Annotated in this window: 15 protein-coding genes; 13 read left to right on the top strand and 2 right to left on the bottom strand. The window is 37.8% G+C overall.

Annotated elements, in window-relative coordinates; translation table 11 throughout:
* Window positions 1-14: 14 nt before the first annotated feature.
* Complete coding sequence (locus AC06OU_RS10950; protein WP_475855761.1) at window positions 15-689, bottom strand: YesL family protein; 675 nt, start codon at window positions 687-689, stop codon at window positions 15-17.
* 330 nt (window positions 690-1,019) lie between these two features.
* Between AC06OU_RS10950 and AC06OU_RS10945 the strand changes: the two genes are divergently transcribed.
* The 13 genes from AC06OU_RS10945 to AC06OU_RS10885 all read left to right on the top strand — a co-directional run bounded on the left by AC06OU_RS10945 (window position 1,020) and on the right by AC06OU_RS10885 (window position 17,346).
* Window positions 1,020-2,282: a sugar ABC transporter substrate-binding protein gene (locus AC06OU_RS10945; RefSeq protein ID WP_475855759.1), complete on the top strand. Its 1,263-nt coding sequence runs from the start codon at window positions 1,020-1,022 to the stop codon at window positions 2,280-2,282.
* A 119-nt stretch (window positions 2,283-2,401) separates the two neighbouring features.
* Window positions 2,402-3,298 carry a carbohydrate ABC transporter permease gene (locus tag AC06OU_RS10940; RefSeq protein ID WP_475855762.1) on the top strand — a complete coding sequence of 299 codons (897 nt, stop codon included), beginning with the start codon at window positions 2,402-2,404 and terminating at the stop codon, window positions 3,296-3,298.
* A gap of 16 nt (window positions 3,299-3,314) precedes the next feature.
* Entirely contained in the window at window positions 3,315-4,118 is an 804-nt protein-coding gene (locus AC06OU_RS10935; RefSeq protein ID WP_475855757.1) for a carbohydrate ABC transporter permease, read from the top strand.
* A gap of 42 nt (window positions 4,119-4,160) precedes the next feature.
* A complete protein-coding gene (locus AC06OU_RS10930) occupies window positions 4,161-5,162 on the top strand; it encodes a zinc-dependent alcohol dehydrogenase (protein WP_475855755.1) in 1,002 nt (333 codons plus the stop codon).
* A gap of 32 nt (window positions 5,163-5,194) precedes the next feature.
* The gene (locus tag AC06OU_RS10925) at window positions 5,195-6,247 is read left to right on the top strand and encodes a Gfo/Idh/MocA family protein (RefSeq protein WP_169360202.1); all 1,053 of its coding nucleotides are present in this window, start codon (window positions 5,195-5,197) and stop codon (window positions 6,245-6,247) included.
* Between the two features lie 37 nt (window positions 6,248-6,284).
* A complete protein-coding gene (locus AC06OU_RS10920; RefSeq protein WP_475855753.1) occupies window positions 6,285-7,256 on the top strand; it encodes an acetylxylan esterase in 972 nt (323 codons plus the stop codon).
* Between the two features lie 23 nt (window positions 7,257-7,279).
* Window positions 7,280-8,122, top strand: a complete 843-nt coding sequence (locus AC06OU_RS10915; protein ID WP_475855751.1) for a sugar phosphate isomerase/epimerase family protein — start codon at window positions 7,280-7,282, stop codon at window positions 8,120-8,122.
* A 13-nt stretch (window positions 8,123-8,135) separates the two neighbouring features.
* Entirely contained in the window at window positions 8,136-8,822 is a 687-nt protein-coding gene (locus AC06OU_RS10910) for a hypothetical protein (RefSeq protein ID WP_475855750.1), read from the top strand.
* Window positions 8,819-9,793, top strand: coding sequence for a Gfo/Idh/MocA family protein (locus AC06OU_RS10905; protein WP_475855748.1), 975 nt, complete (start codon window positions 8,819-8,821; stop codon window positions 9,791-9,793). Before AC06OU_RS10910 ends, AC06OU_RS10905 begins: the two co-directional genes overlap by 4 nt.
* Before the next feature lie 84 nt (window positions 9,794-9,877).
* A complete protein-coding gene (locus tag AC06OU_RS10900) occupies window positions 9,878-11,539 on the top strand; it encodes an alpha-glucuronidase family glycosyl hydrolase (RefSeq protein ID WP_475855747.1) in 1,662 nt (553 codons plus the stop codon).
* Window positions 11,540-11,556: 17 nt separating this feature from the next.
* Window positions 11,557-13,152: an FAD-dependent oxidoreductase gene (locus tag AC06OU_RS10895; RefSeq protein WP_475855745.1), complete on the top strand. Its 1,596-nt coding sequence runs from the start codon at window positions 11,557-11,559 to the stop codon at window positions 13,150-13,152.
* 19 nt (window positions 13,153-13,171) lie between these two features.
* Window positions 13,172-14,131, top strand: coding sequence for a GNAT family N-acetyltransferase (locus AC06OU_RS10890; protein WP_475855744.1), 960 nt, complete (start codon window positions 13,172-13,174; stop codon window positions 14,129-14,131).
* A gap of 134 nt (window positions 14,132-14,265) precedes the next feature.
* A complete protein-coding gene (locus tag AC06OU_RS10885; RefSeq protein WP_475855742.1) occupies window positions 14,266-17,346 on the top strand; it encodes a hypothetical protein in 3,081 nt (1,026 codons plus the stop codon).
* A 127-nt stretch (window positions 17,347-17,473) separates the two neighbouring features.
* On the opposite strand, the gene AC06OU_RS10880 is transcribed toward AC06OU_RS10885, so the two are convergent.
* Window positions 17,474-18,041 (bottom strand): ABC transporter ATP-binding protein (locus AC06OU_RS10880; RefSeq protein WP_475855741.1); only part of this gene is annotated, 568 nt, incomplete at its 5' end.

The raw sequence follows: 18,041 nt of genomic DNA, 5'->3' as shown, positions 1-18,041 counted from the left end.
TCCAGCTCTTTTTTTTAAGATTTCAGTTCCGCAACCAACATGTCTTTACTATTTAATGGTTTTTCTTGTTGAACTTTTTGTTTTTGCTCAATTCTTCTAAAGGCTCTAAAACTTAACACAGTTATTGCATAGGCTAGAAGGCTTCCTGAGAAAAGTGGTATGGCTCCAGGTAAAAATGTAAGAAAAAAGTACATAGCTAATGTACTTGCTAAGATGCCAAAAAGCTCTAAGGGAGATGTAATAGCGATAAGAAACGACTGTTTTATGTATTGAAAGTATTTTAGTTCAAAATGAACATAAACAGGAAAGAAAAATAGTAGTGTAAGAATACTAGAGATTAGGATGAAAAATAGAGCAGGTAATAAAAAATTAAATTGGCCATTACTTAATTGAACAAATTGAAAGTCAAAAATTAAAAAATAACAAACAAAAGTAAATAATAATCCAAAACTGTTTGCTCTCCAAAAGTCTTTTTTAAAGATTCTCCAAAAAGAGTGAAAGAATTTAAATGGTTCTTGGCCCTCTTTCATGACCATCAATCTTACTACCCCAAATAATGCGACAGTGGAAGGGAATAGACCTAAAATCCCTAGGCCTAAAACAGTGAAAATAATCCACAATAAATTTAAGTAAATTAGCGACAACATCCAATATGCAACTTTATTAAAATTATCCCAGTTCAGCTTCATTTTCTCCTCTCAAACAGAAGTCTATTAATTAAAGACTATTTATAGACATTGTCTCTTTATTGTTAATCATATAAGATAAATAAAAGTTAACTTATTATTTTGTAATTTCAGTATATTTTAGGCTATTAAGAAAGTAAATAGTTTTATAATTTGAACTTGATAGCGCTTTCTTAAAATGTACTCGAAGTTTTTACAATTTATATCTGTGAATTTTGGAGACGTTACAGAGAAAGAACGAGTCAGAGCAGTTTATTAGGAGGAGGGATTTAGTAATTAAGCAACAGTTATTAATCCAAACAACATATTTTAAAAAGGGGAAGGGGTAAATATATGAAGAAGCTGTGGTTATTTTTAATATTGTTAATATTTAGTGCCTTAATGGTAGCTTGTAGTGATGATGAGGCAGGGGAAAAAATAGAAACGTCTGGAGAAGCTGGAAAGGATGGTTTTTCAGGAGAAATAACTGTTTGGGCACATCCGTATACAGGGGACCAGGAAGTTGAAGGTAAAATGTGGGATGAAATTATTGCATCATATGAAGAGGCTACAGGAGTAAAGGTCAACTTTGAGCAAATTCCTTGGGCAAATCGTGACCAAAAGGTTCTTACAGCTTTAGCTGCTAACAATGGTCCGGATGTATTTTATGCTATTCCTGACCAAATGCCACAATATGCAGAAGCAGGGATGCTAACGGATCTTAGCCCATATTTAAAGGACAACGATATGGAGGACTTTGTTGAAAGTGCTCTAGTTTCCACTACATGGAAGGATAAAGTATACGGTTTACCTATTCTACAAGAAGCTTATACCTTCCTTTACAATGTAGACATCATCAAGGAAATCGGTGAGGATCCATCCAAACTGCCTGCAACATGGGAAGAGTTTGAGAAATGGGCAGAAAAAGCAAAAGCAAAAGGGTATTACGCGTCTAGCTTCCAAGGTGGAGGTTCTATGAACGGTACATTATATCCATATCTTTGGCAGGCTGGTGGAGAAGTACTTACAGCAGACAATGAAGTAAAGATTAACAGTGATGCGGGTGTAGAAGCGTTCGAATTTATCAACAAAATGTATAAAAACGAGTGGATTCCAAAGGATTCTATTACAGCTTTAGAGCACGATGCATTATGGGACGGTGGTAAACTGCTGTCTGTTCAAGGATCGGGAGCATCTATTAGTCGTATGTTAAGTAAAGAAACATTTGAATTTGTGATTGCACCACCTTTAAAGAACAAAAAACAAGTTACTTATGGAACTACAGGGATGTTCGTAGTGCCTATTAACTCTGAAAATCCAGATGCAGCAGCTGAATTTGTAAAAGTCATGACGAATGCTGAAAACCAACGTAAATTTAACCAGGTTACTCAGTATATTCCTACACGTGAATCTGCTAAGGATATCTTTGAAGAGCAAAAATATTTAGCTCAGCTAGCGACATATACTGAGTTTGCTTTACCAGGAGTTATACATCCAGAGGGACGCAACATTATGCCTTTGATTCAAGCAGAGCTTCAAACAATGATGGAAGGCAAGAAAACTCCAAAAGAGGCTGCTGATGCAGCTGCTGAAGCAATTAAAGGAAAAGTAAAGTAAATCTAATAGGGAGTTTGGTCTTTGACAGATCAAGCTCTCTATATGATTAATCTACATATGAAAGGGTGTTTACACTGGTAAATACAATAGGTAAACCTTTAGTGTCCAAGAAAAATGGGATGCCGCTAAGGGCTAGATTAAAAAGGCAATGGGATCGTAATGCAATCGTCTATATTTTTCTTATTCCGATCTTAATACATTTTGCTATTTTCCAAGTGTACCCATTCCTTTTAAGTTTTTATTTAACATTCATGGATTGGAAGGTAATTGGTGATCCGGAATTTGTAGGGCTGAAGCATTGGAAATACTTTTTAAGCGATAGTATTGCGTGGAAGGCCTTATGGAATACTGTGATGTTTTCAGTTTATTATATTGTCCCAACAATGGCAGTGGGTTTGATACTAGCATTAATTATTAATTCGGGTGTTAAGATGGCTGGATTTTTTAAAGGGATTTTCTTTTTACCTGTTGTCACATCTTTTGTAATTATCGCTGGCATATGGGGATGGTTATTCAGAGGGACAGAAGAAGGAATGATTAATTATCTAATAGGGTTCATCGGTATTGAGCCTCAGCTATTCTTATCTGATTCTAGTCAGGCTTTACCTGTCTTAGCGCCATTAAGTGTCTTTAAGGTTGCCGGGAGCACTATGATTTATTATTTCGCTGGTCTCCAATCGATAGACAAGGGACTATATGAGGCGGCTAAAATGGATGGGGCATCGACTAGTAAAATCTTCTGGAAAGTAACTTTTCCTCTATTGAAGCCTATTCATTTTTATGTAGCGATTACTACTACTATCGGGTCTTTCCAAATTTTTGATTCAGCTTACCTACTAACAGGTGGAGGACCAAACTATGCAACAACGACTATTGTTTATTACTTATACAATCAAGGCTTTACTAGCTTAAATTTAAGCTATGCGGCAGTACTTTCCTATGTGCTATTCTTCATTATCCTAATGATCTCGCTCTTACAAAGAAGGTTTTTAGGGAAAGAGTCTAATCTCTACTAGAAGGGGATGAAATTGTTTGAAAAAGGTAATTTCCTACATTGCTTTGTTTATATTGGGTTTTTGTTTTCTAATGCCCTTTATCATTATGATTTTAGGGTCTTTTAAAGATGTAGAATACGCACAATTAGACCCGCTTTTTTGGATTCCAGATGAACCAACTCTAAAAAACTACTTTTATATTATGAGAGATGGCCAATTTCTCCGATGGATTTTTAACTCAGTTGTTATTACTGTGATACCCGTAGCTAGTCAGATGATTTTTTGTGCAATCCTAGGTTATATTTTCGCAAAGAAAAAATTCTTTGGGAGAGAGGTTATATTTTGGGTGTTTATGGGGGTTATTATGATTCCTCAACAATTGTTAATCATTCCAAAATATATTATGTTCTCTGACTTTGGATGGATCAATACCTATTGGGCGCTTATTGTTCCAGAGCTCTGGGGAATTATGGGGGTTTTTCTAGTAAGACAGTTTTTACAAGGAATACCAAATGATTTAGAAGAGGCTGCATATATAGACGGGGCAAATGATTTACAGATATTCTTTAAAGTTATTTTACCTCTCTCTATTCCGGTAGTCGCTACAGTTGGAACTTTTGCCTTTATCTCCAACTGGAACGATTTATTTCAGCCACTAATTTATTTAACTCAGGAAAAAATGTTCCCAGTAACACTTGGCTTGGCTTCGATGTTAGGAAAGGAAGGAAACTTTGGGATAGAAATGGCAGGTTCAGCAGTTTCTTTTATACCAACTTTTCTTATTTTCCTATTCTTCCAACGATATTTTACAGAGGGAATTCAAATGTCAGGTTTGAAATGATGAAATCTAACCAAATAGGTTTTGGTGTAAGGAGCGATTGAAGTGAAGACAGTTATTGCTAAAGATCAAAAGGTTTTTATAGAAGAAAAATCTAAAATGGATATTTTACCTGCCTATCTTATGATCAAAACGTTGTATAGTGCTATATCTCCCGGAACCGAGTTGAGTTTAATAACAGCGAGCAATGACCGAGAGATTTCTTTAGGGTATAGTGCTGTTGGTATTGTAGAGGAATGTGGAAATGACATCACTGACTTTCAAGAAGGTGATATAGTTGCTTGCTACGGAGCACCTTACGTGGGGCATTCTGAGTATTTATGTGTACCAATAACCTTATGTGCCAAGGTCCCAATTGGTATGGACCCAAAAGAAGCATCTCTAGCTGGAATTGGAGCAATTGCTATTCATGCACTTCGAGTAGCCAAATTAGAATTTGGAGAGACCGTAGTGATTGTAGGTCTTGGATTGCTAGGGCAAATGATTGCAAAGATAGCACATGCTGCTGCCTATGATGTTCTTGCATACGATGTACAAGCTGAAAGAGGAGCTATGTTAAAAGAAGAATCAGGCATTACATCCTTTTCGAATTTAGAGGACATGAAAGAAGAGATTAATGTACGTACTTTCAACCGAGGGGCAGATGCTGTATTGCTTTGTGCGGGAGGCAAACGGTCAAAGCTTACTGGTCAAAGCTTGGAATGGATACGCAACCAAGGAAAGGTAGTTATTGTAGGAGATATTGAGCCGGACTTTCCACGAGAGTTAATGTTTGGGAAGGAAGCTCAAATTCTCATCTCTAGAGCAGGGGGGCCAGGGAGATATGATCCTGTCTATGAAAAGCAGGCAGTGGATTATCCTTATGGATATGTTCGGTGGACAGAGGGAAGAAATGTGGCTGAATATTTAAGATTAGTAAATGAAAAGCGTATTAAGATTAATTCATTTATAACAGAAGAAGTGAACATAGATCAGGCGCCGGCTGCATATAAAGATTTGACTGACAAGAAATCTAAAACCTTGACGACGATTATAAGTTTTCGGTAGGGCATAGTTTTATAACTGAGAGGAGCATTTTAATGTTGAAGGTTGGCGTGATTGGTGGAGGATCTATTTCACAATTTCATATTACCCCTTATCTCTTACATAATCGGGTAGAGCTAGTAGCATTATGCGATCAAAACGAGCAAAGACTTACGGAATGTGGTCATCAATATGGTGTTACTCATATGTATACCAACTATAAAGACTTATTAGCTAACAAAGATGTAGATGCAGTAAGCATTTGTACATGGAACAATACGCATGCTGAAATTGCTATTGCTGCACTGGAAGCAGGGAAGCATGTGTTAGTTGAAAAGCCCTTATGCATGACGGTCGAGGAGGCGTTGGCAGTCGAGGCTGCGGCAGTAAAGTCAGGCAAAGTTTTACTCGTCGGATTTGTTAGAAGACATGGTAATAACTCTAATATCTTAAAGCAATTCATCGATCAGGAATATTTGGGGGAAATCTATTACGCAAAAGCATCTTGTTTAAGAAGGCTAGGAAATCCAGGTGGCTGGTTTAGTGATAAATCTAAATCTGGAGGAGGAGCCCTTATGGATTTAGGAGTTCACATGATAGATCTTTGCTGGTATTTGATGGGGAGGCCTAGACCAGTTTCTGTCAGTGGCAACACGTATTCCAAACTCGGTAATCGAAGTAATGTCAAAAACCTTTCCTTTTACAAGGCTGCTGACTACGACTCTTCTTTAAATAACGTGGAAGATTTAGCAAATGGATTAATTCGTTTTGAAAACGGAGCATCTTTGGCGGTAGATGTAAGCTTTACGCTTCAGGCAAAAGAGGATCAAGTAAGCGTTAAATTGTTTGGAGACAAAGGAGGAGCTGAAATAGAACCAGAGCTAATTATTGTGACGGAGCAGAACGATACTATTTTAAATATTCTTCCGCAGGTTGACAACAAAAGCTTTGACTTTGCAGGCTCATTTACTAATGAGATAAACCATTTTGTAGAATGCTGCTTAGACGGGAAATCGCCTGTTGCACCTGTTGAAGATGGGGTCGAAGTAATGAAAATGTTGAATGCTATCTATGAATCTGCTCAAACAGGTAAAGAGGTTTATTTGTAAGGACACAGTTTGCTTAGAAAGGAGGAGCTAAATCGATTTGGGTAGACAAATTGGAGACTATTCTTTAAACCATTTAAAGGAATACCAGCCAAAGCTTATTCGTAAGCCTGTAGACTTTCATGTGTTTTGGGAAGAACAAAAGAAAAAAATAAGCAATCTCCAACCAAATGTCACAGTTGTTTGGAAGGATTACGTGATTCCTACTATGGAGGTAGCAGATTTGGTGTTCGAAAGCTGGGATGGGACACCATTAAAGGGATGGGCTATTAAGCCTAAAGGTGTTGAACGATGTCCTGTTATATTAAATATCCATGGATATACAGGCAGTCGTGGACTGCCCATAGACTACTTAAAGTGGATTTCTATGGGGATAGCTGTGTATGCCTTTGATGTTCGAGCGCAAGGAAGCTCACCGGACTACGCTAAATACAATAATGGAAGTAGAAGTCTTGGTTGGATGCTAAATGGTATCCATAATCCAGATAATTATTATTATACGAATGTGCTTAAGGATCTTCAATTTCAGCTTGAATGGATTAATTCACCGGAGGCTCTTTTTCTCCCAACGAAACTAGGAGTTGTAGGAAGCTCTCAAGGAGGGGGCTTAGCCTTGGCAATTGCTGGATTGGATCAAAGAATTGAACTAGTAGTCTCAGATTATCCATTCCTCGCAAATTTTGAAAGAGCCTTAGAGGTGTCTTTGGCAGGACCGTATATGGAGTTTATCAATTATTTCAAGTATACAGACCCACAATATGACACCTATGAAACAGTGATGAATACACTTGGCTATATTGATTGTGTACATTTCTGTGAATCGATTAATTGCCCGACCCTAATGTCTATTGGATTAGAGGATTCTGTAACACCACCATCAACTGTTTTTGCAGCCTATAACCATTTACGAACAAAAAGTAAGGAAATAGAAGTCTACCCTCAATATGCACATGAGGTTAACCCTTTTCATGAAGAAAAGAAGTTAGCTTTTGTCAGAAAGTATTGGAGCTGAAGGAATAGATAGGAGGGGAATAAATGAAAGTCAGTATAAGTATGTATAGCTTAGCTTCCACTCTTCGAGGAGAGAATTGGTCAGTTTCAGATTTTATTGATTATGCAAATAATATATCTTTGGATGGCGTAGAGCTTTTAGATATTTATTGGCAAAATCCTGTTAACAAGGATGAAGAGATACAGAAAGTTGTCGAGAGATTGCACACAACCAATCTAGAAGTATCAGCTTATGATATTACAAATAACTTTGTTCATCAAAACAAGACGGAACGAAAAGCAGAAGTGGAGAAAGTAGTGGAGGGCATTCGTGTCGCCAAGGCATTGGGTGCCAATACAGTTCGTGTGTTTAGTGGAGATATTAGAGAGGGCCTTATCTATGAAGAGTGTTTTGATTGGATCATCGAGGGCTTGAAGGAAAGTGCAAAGGTAGCTGAACAGGAAAAGATAGTGTTGGCTATTGAAAATCATGGTCTTTTAGCGGGAAAAAGTCAGCAGATTCAGGAAATTATTAAAGCAGTCAACAGTCCGTATGTGAAATCTACCTTTGATACGGGGAATTTTTTATTAGTCCACGAAGAGCCTACGAAGGCATTTGACGAACTTAAGACTGAAATAGCTCATGTTCACTTTAAGGATTTCAGAGAGAAGGAAGTTCATGAAACCGTAAAAGGCTTTCGTTCAACGGAAGGAAAAGAGCTAATCGGGGTTATCCCAGGTGACGGGAAAGTAGATTTAACTTATATCGTGGAAGGACTTAAAAAACAGGATTACCAGGGGTGGCTTTCTATTGAGTATGAAGGCTTTGAGGATGCGAAGCTAGCTAACGAAGAGGCGGTGCGTCGACTTAGAAAGCTGTTGAATTGAGGAGTGATTAATCATGAAAATTATTTTAGGTGATTTTACTGAAGTAGAGCTAGGACAGGCAAGTAGGCTTCAGTCTGTTGAAAAGCTAGTGGAGATTAACGGTGAACAAGGTTCTTTTGTTATGGACGCTACAGAGAAAAACTTAAGAGCTCTAGAGAAAAGTGGATATGACATTTTCATTCCAACAGACTTACTTAGTTATATGAATGAGGATAGTAACGCCAAGGTATATTTTGAATTGGAGTGTTATCCATTCTACCAAAAAATAAAAGAAGTAATAGAGAATGGCAGCAAGACAAATGGCGTATTTCGTTTTCGAAGAATGGTAAGAGAGGATAACCTAGATATTATGGCAGGAGACCTCTATGTACTTTCCTTATTGTTTGGTGAACCTAAAGAGAGACAAATAAAAAGGTCTAAGCGAGATTCAGGTACAAGTCATATAATACTCATGATTCGTTTTGAAAGTGGAGCCATGGCCCATGTAGAATTTACGATTGCAAATGAGGAACGAGTTGAAATGGAATGGAGTGGGATGAAGCGTATTGTTGAATTTGATAGTGAGGAGTTGAAGGGTCACCTTCTTCCGTTACAATACGATGCGGAGGATGTATTGTACTCTGCAAAAAAGGTAGATGCTGTGCTTATTGATAAAGTGAAATTCTATAGGGATTTCATAGCTGGAGGTACACTTATATGAAAATAGGTATGATGAGTTTTGCTCATATGCATGCAAACAGTTACGCGAACGCTCTAACAAAAATGAAAGACGTGCAAATTGTTGGTGTCTTTGATGAGTCGGAAGAGAGAGGGCAACAGGCAGCCGCTTTGTTTGGTGCGTCCTATTTTAACAATCAAGAGGAATTTCTCTCCTTGGACATGGATGCAGTGATCGTTTGTAGCGAAAATAATCGACATAAAGAGATGGTAATCAATGCAGCTAAGGCTAAAAAGCATATTTTATGTGAAAAGCCAATTGCTACTAATATAGAGGACGCAAAGGAAATGATTGAAGTTTGTAAAGAGCAATCGGTCATATTGCAAATAGCTTACCCCGTAAGATTTAGTACTCCAATCCGTCATTTAAAAGAGTTAATTGATAACGGAGAGTTAGGAGAGATTATCGCTTTTCGTACCACTAACAGAGGACAAAATCCTGGCGGTTGGTTTATAGAAGAAGAAGCGGCTGGAGGGGGAGCAGTACTTGATCATACCGTACATATGGTGGATATAATGCGCTGGTATTTGGAAAAGGAAGTTTCAGAAGTGTCTGCTATAGTCGATTCCTATTATCATGATATTGGAATAGATGACGCTGGTCTGCTTACGCTAGAATTTGCCAATGGGGTAATCGCCTCTCATGATCCAAGCTGGTCTCGATTTTCTCAATATCCTACATGGGGTGATGCAACGATTGAAGTCATTGGTACCAAGCAAATAGTTAAGGTAGATGCCTTCAAGGAGCATTTCCGCATGTTTGTTAGTGGAGAAAAATCTCTTGAACATGTTTTCTATGGAAATGATATGGATTTTGGGTTAGTACAGGATTTTGTTCAATGTGTAAAAGAGGGAAGAGAGCCATCGGTTACTGGCTACGATGGTTTAAAATCGCTTGAAGTTGCCTTGGCTGCATATAAGTCCAGCAAACAAAAACAACCAATTAAATTATAGAATTCTAAAGGCACGTGTCTAGAAAAACATGGGCCTTTTACTGTAGCTAGAAATCAAGATATTAATCTAAAAGGCAGTGATATCATGAAGTTGATTACTTACTTTAGCAAACAAGAGCCAATTTTATTTGCAGTAGAAGAGTTAAAAAGGCTGTTAGAAAAAGCCGGTATCGAAAGCTCCTTGCAACTTGTTGAATGCTTTAAAGATAGCGATGATGATCAAATCTTATTAATAACAAGAGAACGATACGAATCTTTACCGATTAATTCCAAACTATCTGTTCTTATAAGTCTAGATGGCTATAGCATAGTAAAACAAGGCAATAATACATGGATTATTGGTGAGGAACCACGCTCTGTTTTATATGGAATTTATAAGTATTGTGAAATGTATTTAGGCTATAGATGGACTCAGTTAGATCAAGAAGAAATAGTTGATGTGCCGCTGCAAGAGGAGAAAGAGCTTACTACTTTTGTGCCCCGCTTCCAAAGAAGAGGAAATATTATTGAAACCATTGATGACCCAACATTTATTAATTCATTAATAGATTGGGGTGTAAAGAATGGGCATAATGAATATTTTTTTACTTTCTTTTTATGGGAAAAAATTAAGGCTTATGTGGCTCCATCATTAATTAGTAGAGGAGTAAAGGTAACATTAGGCGGTCACTCTCTTCAATTTTTGTTAAACGAGATAGGTATTCAGAGTGGGAAGCAAGAAAACATTCAATTTTTTACAAAAGACAAGGATATACAAGAGAAGGTTATTCAAAAAATTGTAGCTATTTGTAAAGAGAATGAGGTAATTTCTAGAATATCCTTGTGGCCAGAGGATGTTGGTATTGGAGAGAAAAACGCCAGTGACTTTATATCGAGCTACATTTTATTTACTGAAAATTTAAATAAATATTTAAAGGAAAGTGGGCTGCAGGTAGAGGCTGAGCATATCGTTTACAACGCAGGACTTTCGTGGAGCATGCTAGAACGCGGAAATAACACGAATGTCTCTTCTGAGGCTGATATTCTATTTGCATATTGGGGCAGAAATTACGCAGAAAGTATAGAATCACAAGAGATTAATCAGCAAAGAGCAAGCCATGCATTAAAGGATTGGAACGAGCAAGCCATAAAGAACGGTAGAAATCTAACCGTTTTAGAATATTATAGTGACCATTTCATGCTAAGTGAGCTATTCCCGCCCCTGGCAAGAAGAATTGACGAAGACTTAAGGAGTTATCAGCTCCAAAACGTAACGGGAATTTTAAATTTAATAGTCCCACCACATTTCAAAGACCACTCTTTCGAATTAGACAAAAGTTACCCATGGGAATGGGTCCAACACTTTAATAATTATATATATACAAAGCTAGTTTGGGGCCAGAGTTTAAGGGAGGCTCAGGAACAATATTTTCAGAGCTATTCTTCTGATTCGACACAGATTAAAGAAGCATTTTTCTCTTTAGAAGAAATAATCTCACCTCATACTAAATGGAACATACCGTTATTTCCAGCTAGAGTCGTGGATCCAGAAAAGGTTACAGATATGGCAGGGCGACAGGAAATTGCAAGCTGTCTAAAAGGGATAGGTAAGTTTTTTGGACAGTGGGATTTTGAGGAGACAGAAATGCTGCTATCAATTCGATTAAAGGATATTCCGCAATATACACCAACAGAATTAGCAAACATATACTTCTATTTTTTAAAAACAGTAGCTGCAAGAACTCTAAAAGAATGGAACAAGAAATAAAAGATGGAGGGAAGAGGATGAATTTTAAAGAACTTTACTATTACAAGCCTACACCCCAAAATAAAGAATCTAAAATTGTAGAGAAAGACCTAATCATATACGGTGCGACTCCAGCTGGCTTAACGGCAGCTGTTCAGGCTTGTCGAAACGGATTGACTGTTGCAGTGGTAGAATTTAGCCGAAATATCGGGGGAATGACTGCGAGTGGCTTAGGAGCTACAGATCTTGGTGCTGAAAATGCCATTGGTGGACTTGCTAAGGAGTTTTACGAAGAAGTGGCTAGATACTATAACAAAGAAAAACAATGGAGATTTGAACCAAAAGCTGCTCAATCTATTTTTTCATCCTGGATGAGTGAATATGACATTCCTGTCTTTCTGAATGAGCATCTACATGAGGTTCATAAAGAAGAAAATGTAAAAATAAATGAAATTATCATGGAGAGTGGTAATAGATTTAAAGGGAAAATCTTTATGGATTGTAGCTATGAAGGAGACTTACTTGCGCTATCGGATGTTTCCTATTTTGTAGGTAGAGAGTCGAATGCCACGTATAAAGAAATCTATAATGGCGTTCAATTTGGTGCACCACATCATAAATTTGAGAAGTGGATTGACCCATATAAGATAGAGGGTCAGGAGGACAGTGGACTATTACCAGGTATAAGTGAGGATAGTAAAGAGTCTCTAGGATACCAGGGGCAGGGGGATCATCGGATACAAGCCTATAACTTTCGAATTTGTTTAACAAACAACCCTAAAAATCGTATTTCTTTTCCAAAACCCCCTAACTATGAGCCTCAGCGTTACGAGCTTTTATTACGCTATATTAAGTCAGGGGTGTGGGACGCTATGAAGCTACATACTCTACTCCCAAATGACAAATCGGATTTAAATAACCACGGTGCAATCTCTACTGATAACATTGGTAAAAATTATGAATGGCCTGAGGGTAGCTACGAAAGACGGGAGGAAATTTTTCAGGACCATGTAAATTATGATCTTGGGATGCTCTATTTTTTATCTAATGATGAACGAGTCCCACAGTCAATCCGTGAGGAAGTGGCATCTTGGGGGCTTCCTAAGGACGAATTTATGGAAACAGGACATTGGCCACATCAGCTTTATATTAGAGAAGCAAGAAGAATGATATCAGATTATGTCATGACAGATCATAACTGTCTAGGACAGTCCTTTGTCGAAGATCCGATTGGCTTGGCTTCCTTCCACATGGATTCTCACAACTGCCGGCGTGTGGTGATTGATGGAAGATGTGTGAATGAGGGGGATGTGCAGGTTCCGATTTCTCCATTTGAGATATCCTATCGTTCCATACGTCCTAAATCAGAGGAATGTGTAAATCTTCTTGTTCCAGTTTGTCTATCCAGCTCTCATATTGCCTTTGGATCTATTCGAATGGAGCCAGTATTCATGATTCTTGGACAATCTGCAAGTGTTGCAGCAAATTTAGCCATCAAACATAATACTTCTGTTCAAAATATAGATTATCAGGAGCTTAAACAAGAACTGATGAAAGTAAATCAGGTGGTTGAATGGAGTAGCGACACGAAAGATGACCCTATTAAACGTATGCAAGAGACATTCGGACAATAGCAGAAAGGAATGACGTGAAATGAAAATATTGCCTTGGGATGCTAGTAGATTAGAGGAAATGGTAGAGCTCTGGAACAAGGAATTGGGAGAAGAATATCCAATGCGTCAAAAACTTTTTAACCAAAATAGTTTGGAAGACAAGAATATTCTAGAAGATGGTTGTGCCTTGGCGGTAGATGACCAAAATAACCTAATAGGATTTATTATAGCTAAAAAGTGGCAGGAGAAAGTAAATGTAAAAATGGATTCTAAAAGGGGGTGGGTTCAGGTTCTGTTGGTTGATAAAAATTATCGGAATAAAGGCTTAGGATCAAGGCTTCTTGATAAGGCAGAAGAAACATTGAAAGATCATGGCATAGAGGAGATTCAGTTAGGCGGAGATCCTTTTCATTATTTCTCCGGAGTGCCTTTACAATATGTGGAGGCACAACAGTGGGTGGAAAAAAAGGGCTATTTGAAAAGAATAGACACATATGACTTGATTAATCAGCTAAGTAAGAGCTATACCATGCCCGAAGACAATACAGTGTCCTATTCAATCTTACAACCGGACGAAAAGGAAGAGTTTCTTACCTTTTTAAACAAGTCTTTTCCTGGCAGATGGGAATACGAGGCGATAAAATATTTTGAATCGAATGGAAGTGGAAGAGAGTTTGTAGTCCTCAAAAAGAGTGGAAGAATCATTGGCTTTTGTCGAATCAATGATGAAGAATCCCCAACTATTGCCCAGAATGTTTATTGGAGCCCGTCCTTTACAACTAAGGTTGGAGGTATTGGACCACTTGGAGTGGATTCAAGCGAACAAAAGCAAGGCTATGGATTAGGAATTGTACAAGCGGCAATGGTTCTATTACAGGAAAGAAAAGTCGAAACTATTATTATCGATTGGACGATATTAGTAGACTTTTATAAAAAACTAGATTTCGACATTTGGAAAGGATACGGAATTTACTTGAAGGATTTAGCAGGTACAAAGTGAAGATTATTCTACAGAAGAAAGAAGTACTCAATTTTAAACTGATAAAAGTTGGCTGATAGACGATAAACCTCACTACTCATAGCAAAAACTATTCTTAAGACTACTAATAACTATATAAATAGGAGGAAGAATAAATGAGAGAATTCTTTAAAATTGTAATGAGTACAGTCCTTTGTACAAGTGTAGCTTTAGGGAGCTTTACGCCATTATCAGTATCTCATGCGGAGGAAGCTTCAACTGAGATACGAAATCCTGGATTTGAAGAGGTAAATAATGACCCCTCTACTATACTAGGATGGTCGATGGAAAATAACAGTAATACTCCAGCAGTTATTACCAACACTATTTCTCACACTGGGCTTCACAGCCTACATTTTAAAGACGAGTCAGACAAAGCAGGTAGCAGGGTGTTTAGTGACAGAGTATCAGTCACTCCTGGTAAATCTTATACTGCAAAGGTCATGACGAATGTGGTAAAGCAAACTCATAATATCGTGTATGAGGTGCACTATTACGACAAAGACAATAGAAAGCTCACTAACAATGTCAAAACAGAGTTATTTGGAAACTTACCAAAAAACAATTGGACAGAACTAAAAGTCTTTACTGAGGTTCCTGCGAATGCAGCTTATGCAAGGCTTGCCTTCTACTCCGGTGTAATTAGCTTAACAGAGGCTTACTTTGATGACGTTACTTGGGAGCAAGCGGTAGAAGATATTCCATTAGAAAGAGAATATGCTTCTCCAGTCGATTTAGGTGAAATGGTTAATGTACAGTTAGGACAAGCAGCAGTCATTCAAGAAAATAGCCTCGGAGAAAATGAAGTGTATTATCATTCTAATGGCCTTCCAGGTACATTTTCTGTTTTAAATGCGGAAACAGGAGAGCTTAAATTTTCTAAAGTAATAGAAGGAACAGAGGCCTTATGGGCAATAACTATCGGTTCCGATCAAAACGTATATTTTGCGGGTACCGGTGATGGTAAGCTTTATCGATATTTACCAGAGGAGAAGAAAGTAGAAGAGTTAGGGGTCAATCCATCCGACGATTGGGTTTGGGATTTAGAAGGTACGGCTGATGGAAAGATTTATGGTTCTACTTATCCTCATGCAGCTGTATTCGAATATGACATTGAAAGCGGGGCTTTTCGTAACTTTGGTACTGCAAAGGAAGGCCAGCAATATGCGAGAGGAATTGGAGTAAGTGATGACTCTATTTATGTCGGAGTAGGTGCTAAAAAGCATTTGATCAAGATTGATAGATCCACTGGAGAAAAAGAAGAAATAGTAATTGAAGGTCAAACAGGCACAGACGGTATGATTGAAAATATTTTTGTCGTAAAAGATAAGCTGTTTGTTTCCGCTGGATCAGTAACTATGCTAGTGCTAGATAGAGAGACGCATGAAGTGATTAATCAGTTTAGTTATAGCAATATGATTTCAGACCCTTCTCCACACAATGACAATCTAATTTACTTTAAGTTTGAAAAGAAATTGTATCAGTACGATTTTAGTAAAAATGAAACAAAAGAGATTGAAGGTATTCCTTTATTACCAGACACCGTGCGAGTTAAAGATATGGAATGGATAACTTTACGCAATGGTGAGACAGTTCTTGCTATGATTACGCAGTATGGCGAATATATATTATACGAGCCAATAAAAAATGAAATAACATTTATTGACATGGATATTGCCTCACAAACCGTAGAGATTCAGGCTTTGGAGGATGGACAAGATGGCAAATTATATATGGGTGGCTACCAGCGTGGGCTAAGTATATACAACCCATTTACAAATGAAAGAGAAGTGAATATACCTTCCTTTGCTCAACCAGAAGGCATCGGTTTTCTAAATGACAAAGTGTACTATGGAACATACGTAGGTGCGATGATTTATAGCTATGATCCGAACAAGGAGATAGATTTAAATAGTAACCCTAAGCTAGAATATGATATTACTGATCACCAAGATAGACCTTTTACACTCACATCAGGAGATAATAAGCTATTCGTTGGTACGGTACCAGATTATGGGGTATTGGGTGGGGCTCTAGCCATATTCGATGAAAATACTGGTAAATGGTCACAACATAGAAATGTGGTAGAAGATCAAAGTATTATTGGATTAGCCTATAAGGATGGAAAGCTATATGGTAGCACATCTATTTGGGGTGGGCTAGGCTTGGACCCAAAAGCAAAAGAGGCTAAGATATTTGTATGGGATGTAGCAACATCGCAAAAAATAGAGGAATTTACACCTGTTATTCCTGGAATAGATGAAACTCCGAGGATGATTGGAGAAATCTCTATTGGACCTGATGGTAACCTTTGGGGTGTAGTAGATGGGACAATATTTGCGATGGATCCAGAAACGCTGGAAGTTGTTAAGAGCAAAACTATTCATCCAAGCTTATACAATAGCAGCAAATGGCTTCCTTACAGAATAGAATGGGCACCAGATGGAATGCTCTATACTACACTTTCTCGAAAGTTAGTTGCTATTGATCCAGAAACTTTGTCACATAAAGTTATCGTAGACCGCTTTATAAACAATATGACAGTAGGTATGGACGGAAGCATTTATTATGCTTTGGGTAACAAGCTACAAATGATTGCAGTACCGGAAACAGACGCAACACTAAAATCTATTTTAATTGGCGGGAAGACTATTTCTAACTTTTCACCAGGGAAAAGCCAATATAGCTTACCGGAACTAGAAAAATCGAGCTTACAAGTAATAGCAAATCAGACAGAAGCGAATGTAGATATAAAAGGTGAAGGACAAGTGACTACTGTTTCAGTCACTGCTCCAGACGGTAAGTCAAAGAAAATATATAGTATTCAATGGGAGCAGCAAGCAGAGGAACCGGAATATGCAATGGATGTGAATGTAAAATTCCAAGACGAAAAAGGTAAGGAAATTCTAAAGCTAACTAAGGAAATGATGATTACTGCTGCTATAGAGGTTAAAAATACTAAAAATAAAAACCAAGATATTTTAGTGTTAATGGAGTTAGTTGATGAGAACGGTAAAGTAGTAGATCGAGATCAGAGCTCACGAACAATCCCGAAAGGTAAGACGATGAAAATGTCGACAAAGCTTAAGATGCCTAAAAACATTAAGGGGTATCAATTAAAAGTAACTGCGTGGGAAGGTAAGAAGATAAAGGAGAATATGGTGCCGTTATCGGAAGAGTTTATCATTAAGGAATAAAATCTGGAAAACATATTCTATAGGTGGGTGAAAAAAGTGCTAAACATAGCACTTTTTTACTGATATTTTCTACAGCATAGCGTTATAAAAGCCCACAACCCTTTAATGGGCTGTGGGCAAATTTATATTATCGTATGCGGCTTTCTGTTTCCTTGTCAAAGAAGTGAGCCTTAGACATATCAAATGTAAGCTGTATGTTTTGCCCTGTTTCTAAAAGAGAATCTGCATTAATTCGAGCAACGTATTGCTGTTCTCCTAGAGTGGAGTACACCATGAACTCAGCACCTGTTAATTCACATACATCTACATGTGCGTTCACTACGGATTCTGGTGTTCTAGTCAGATCCTCTGGGTCGGCAGAAATATGCTCTGGACGGATTCCGAAAATAATATCTTTACCGTTGTAGCCTTGCCCATTTAGAAGAGAAGCCTTTTCTGGAGATAATTTAATCTTATTCTCGCCGGCTACAAAGTAACCGTCTTTTACTTGCCCTTGGAAGAAGTTCATGGCAGGTGATCCAATAAAGCCTCCAACGAAAACATTTTCTGGGTTTTCATACACGTCTTTCGGTGTACCGACCTGTTGAATAAGGCCGGCCTTCATAACTACTAAACGTGAAGCCATTGTCATTGCCTCTGTTTGGTCATGGGTAACGTATACAGTAGTTGTTTTAAGTCGGTGGTGAAGCTTAATA

This window comes from Psychrobacillus sp., from assembly GCF_056205495.1.
Note: the sequence above shows the minus strand (reverse complement) of the source record. Positions and strands in the feature narration are given on the sequence as shown.